We start from the raw sequence: 3767 nt of genomic DNA on the forward strand, positions 1-3767 counted from the left end.
GCCAGAAGACGCCGCCGGACACCCGTCAGGGCAACGGCTGGCCGGAGCCCTATGTCCACGACATGGAGCGCGCCTACGACATCATCGAGGCGCTGGCCGCCATCGGCGAGGCCCATGACTGCTCGATCCCGCGGGCCTGCCTCGCGTGGCTGAAGGCCCGCCCCGGTGTCCCCTCCCTGATCGTGGGAGCCCGCAGCGAAGCGCATCTTCGCGACAACCTCGCCGCCGCCGACCTCGAGCTGAGCCAGGAAGAGCATCAACGTCTGGAGAAACTGACCCGCCCGGCCCCGCTCTATCCCTACTGGCATCGCGTGGTTTCCGGCATGGATCGACTCGATCCGGCAGAAAAGCCGTTTCTGGACGGCTTCGGCGAGACCATCAGGAATCGCACCGACGACCGCTCGGCCTCATGATAATCAACTAACTACCGAAGAACGTAAGCGAGGCAGGCAAGACAAGGAAAAAACGGCCGAAAAAGCGCAGTTTACGAGTTTGTAAATGAGCATTTTAAGGCCGTTTTTGACGCAGTATTGTCAACGCAGGTAGTTCTTTCAGGTGCGCGGTAGCGTTACACCGCGCTGCCCCATGTACTTGCCGCCGCGATCCTTGTAGGAGACGTCGCAGACCTCGTCGGATTCCAGAAACAGCATCTGCGCCACGCCTTCGTTGGCGTAGATCCGAGCCGGCAGATTGGTGGTATTGGAGAACTCCAGGGTGACATGCCCTTCCCACTCCGGCTCCAGCGGCGTCACGTTGACGATGATGCCGCAGCGCGCGTAGGTCGACTTGCCCAGACAGATCGTCAGCACGCTGCGCGGAATACGGAAATACTCCACCGTGCGCGCCAGGGCGAACGAGTTGGGAGGGATCACGCAGGCGTCGCCCTTGATGTCGACGAAACTCTTCTCGTCGAACGCCTTGGGATCGACAATCGCCGAGTGGATATTGGTGAACACCTTGAACTCGTCGGCGCAGCGCACATCGTAACCGTAGCTGGACGTACCGTAGGAAATCACGCGCTGGTTGTTCACGTGGCGGACCTGATCGGCTTCGAACGGCTCGATCATGCCCTCCTGCTCCGCCATACGGCGAATCCACTTGTCGGATTTAATGCTCATGCAGGCGTCCTTGAGACAGGGGCAGACGTCGTCACGACGTCGTGAAATCATCGGGGAAACTTATCGGTGGGCGACATGATAGCGGCCCGCTTCCGTGAAGGAAACGACGCGCCCGAAAACGCCCCCGGGGGGAATGTTCACGGAAAATGGCGGGAAGGCGCGTCTGCCCGAAGCCGCCAGCCCCGACAGGACGAGGCAGGCGGCGGCTCGGGCGCCGAACGGGATCAGTCGCTGAATGAAATCGAGGGGCCAGCGGTGTCCTGTCCGGCGACACCGCTGGCGACCGTGCGGGCCATGGCACGAAACGTGGCGGCGACCTCGCCATCCGGCTCGGCCACCACGCTGGGCTTGCCACCATCGGCCTGCTCGCGGATCGACAGCCGCAGCGGAAGCTGGCCCAGCAGCTGGGTGCCGTACTGCTCGGCAATGCGCTCGCCCCCACCGGCGCCGAAGATCGGCTCGCTATGGCCGCAATTCGAACAGACGTGCAGGCTCATGTTCTCCACCACGCCCAGCACCGGCACGTTGACCTTGCGAAACATCTCGATGCCCTTGCGTGCGTCCAGCAGCGCGATGTCCTGCGGCGTGGTGACGATCACCGCGCCATCCACCGGCACTTTCTGCGCCAGCGTCAACTGGATGTCGCCGGTGCCCGGCGGCATGTCGATGAACAGGAAGTCGAGATCATCCCACAGCGTCTGGTTGAGCAGCTGCTGGAAGGCACCGGAGACCATCGGCCCACGCCACACCATGGGCTGATTGATATCCACCATGAACGCCATCGACATCGCCTGGATGCCATGTGCCATCACCGGCTTCATGCTCTTCTCGTCGATCACCTCGGGGCGGGTGTTCTCCGGCAGCCCCAACATCCGCGCCTGGCTCGGACCGTAGATGTCGGCGTCGAGAAGGCCCACGCGGTAGCCTTCCGCTGCCATCGCCAACGCCAGATTGGCGGTGACGGTCGACTTGCCGACACCGCCCTTGCCGGAAGCGACGGCCACGATATGCTTGATGCCCTCGATCACGAATCTCTCCTTGCAACGGTCACACCATGATTTGGCGCCCAGTATAACGAGACGTGCCGCCGATACCCTAGTGGCGCGGTCGGAATTACTGGCGCGCCACGCCAGCAGTACCGGCGGGCAGGTGGTACAGTAATCCGAGATCCGCCCGCGCTCGGGCGCCCCGTGACAGCCTGGAGACACAGGGATGTGCCCCACGACGCTCGCCGGCCAATCCGCGGCTCACGCCACCGCGATCTCTTCCGCCGTGATGCCCTCGCCCGCCACTCCCTGGTGGCGAGGTCCGTTCGCGGCGCCAAGGGCCGGCGGCCGGATCGACGCCATCGACCTGGCCCGCGGTTTCGCCGTCGTGCTGATGATCCTGAGCCACGGCATCAAGGGGCTGCTGCCATTCGATCAGTTCCCCGACTGGGGCATTGTGCCGATCCATCTGATCACCAAGTTTTCCTCCTCGCTGTTCGTGATCGTGTTCGGTATCGCCCTGGCCGTGGTCTTCCTGCCCCGCGTGGGAGAGCCGGACTGGCCGCGCCGACGCTGGGGCCTGATCAAGCGGGGCGTGGTCGTCTGGATCTGGTACAAGATCCTCACGATCGTCGAGATGAGCCATCTCTTTCCGACGGCGGATATCCTCGACGCGCTTCGGTACCAGCGCTTTCCCAGCTTCGTCGAGATACTCGGTTTCTACGCCATCGCCCTGCTCTGGATGCCGTGGTTCCTCTCCGCATGGAAGCGATTTCCCGGTTGGCTCCGACTGGCCAGCCCGGTCCTGATGGCCGGATTCGGCCTCTGGCTCGCTCGTGAGTTCGATTTCTGGGAGCTGCAGCAGCTCAAGGCGCTGGTCGTCGAGCACCCGGACTACTACGTCTGGGGACAACTGACACGCGGCCCCCTGGTGCTGCTGGGCCTGCTGATCGGGGAGTGGATGCTCTACGGCTTCGCAAGCCCCGCTGTCAGACGAGTCCTGATCGCCTCGCTAATAGCCACCTCCGCGACGCTGTTCGCGCTGTTCTTCTGGCTCGCGCTGCCCACCCTCGACGACACCCTAGCGGCCCTGGCCCGTAACGTCGGGAAGCACCCGCCGGCTCTCGACTTCATGCTGTTCAGCCTGGGAGGGGCCCTGGCGCTACTGGCAATCGCCGTGGTCGGAGGAAAGACGCTGGCGACATGGCTCAGGCCGGTGACCCTGATCGGCAGCGATGCCCTGCAGGCGTTCATCTTCCATATCAGCGTGATCTTCCTGCTGTTCCGCACCGCGCTCGGTTACTGGCACAACATCGACTATTGGACGGCTCTCGGCCTGACGCTGGCCCTGATCGCCGCCACGGCCGGCTGGATCCAACTGGTCCACTTCCTGACATCGAGACGGGGCGCTTCATGATCCGTCATCGCCGACGACTGGTACTGATCGGGTGCCTCAGCATCCTGCTCTGGGCGCCACCGACCTTGGCCGACGCCTGGCAGGCTCGGCTCGAGAAGCAGCTGGCCGTGATCGATCAGCGCTATCGCGACCACACGGTCGCAGGGGAGATCGGCGTTCACGTTCGTCGACTCGATGACGGAGAACGAGTCGGATGGCGCGACGCGGAGCGCTGGTATTGGGCCTCGCTGGTCAAGGTCCCGGTGG

4 protein-coding genes and 1 pseudogene are annotated in these 3767 nt (G+C 63.8%); 3 read left to right on the top strand and 2 right to left on the bottom strand.

The features are described 5' to 3' along the window. Nucleotides 1–413: pseudogene (locus AC3AYF_RS03700) on the top strand (aldo/keto reductase); the annotation flags it as partial. Nucleotides 414–551: 138 nt separating this feature from the next. Here AC3AYF_RS03700 and dcd read toward each other — a convergent pair. Both dcd and apbC read right to left on the bottom strand, forming a co-directional pair. Then, a complete protein-coding gene (gene dcd / locus AC3AYF_RS03705) occupies nucleotides 552–1118 on the bottom strand; it encodes a dCTP deaminase (RefSeq protein WP_110708720.1) in 567 nt (188 codons plus the stop codon). Nucleotides 1119–1342: 224 nt separating this feature from the next. Continuing rightward, nucleotides 1343–2188 carry an iron-sulfur cluster carrier protein ApbC gene (apbC, locus tag AC3AYF_RS03710; RefSeq protein ID WP_295039862.1) on the bottom strand — a complete coding sequence of 282 codons (846 nt, stop codon included), beginning with the start codon at nucleotides 2186–2188 and terminating at the stop codon, nucleotides 1343–1345. A gap of 142 nt (nucleotides 2189–2330) precedes the next feature. Between apbC and AC3AYF_RS03715 the strand changes: the two genes are divergently transcribed. Both AC3AYF_RS03715 and AC3AYF_RS03720 read left to right on the top strand, forming a co-directional pair. Then, nucleotides 2331–3521, top strand: coding sequence for a heparan-alpha-glucosaminide N-acetyltransferase domain-containing protein (locus tag AC3AYF_RS03715; protein WP_487779410.1), 1191 nt, complete (start codon nucleotides 2331–2333; stop codon nucleotides 3519–3521). Continuing rightward, nucleotides 3518–3767, top strand: a 250-nt coding sequence (locus tag AC3AYF_RS03720) for a serine hydrolase (protein ID WP_487779411.1), incomplete at its 3' end; no start/stop codon positions are given. The genes AC3AYF_RS03715 and AC3AYF_RS03720, both read left to right, overlap by 4 nt.

Source organism: Salinicola sp., from assembly GCF_982684285.1.

Bases quoted from the DNA above. Each gene is read 5' to 3' on its own strand.
- dcd (WP_110708720.1), bottom strand. From the start codon at position 1,118: ATGAGCATTAAATCCGACAAGTGGATTCGCCGTATGGCGGAGCAGGAG.
- AC3AYF_RS03715 (WP_487779410.1), top strand. From the start codon at position 2,331: ATGTGCCCCACGACGCTCGCCGGCCAATCCGCGGCTCACGCCACCGCG.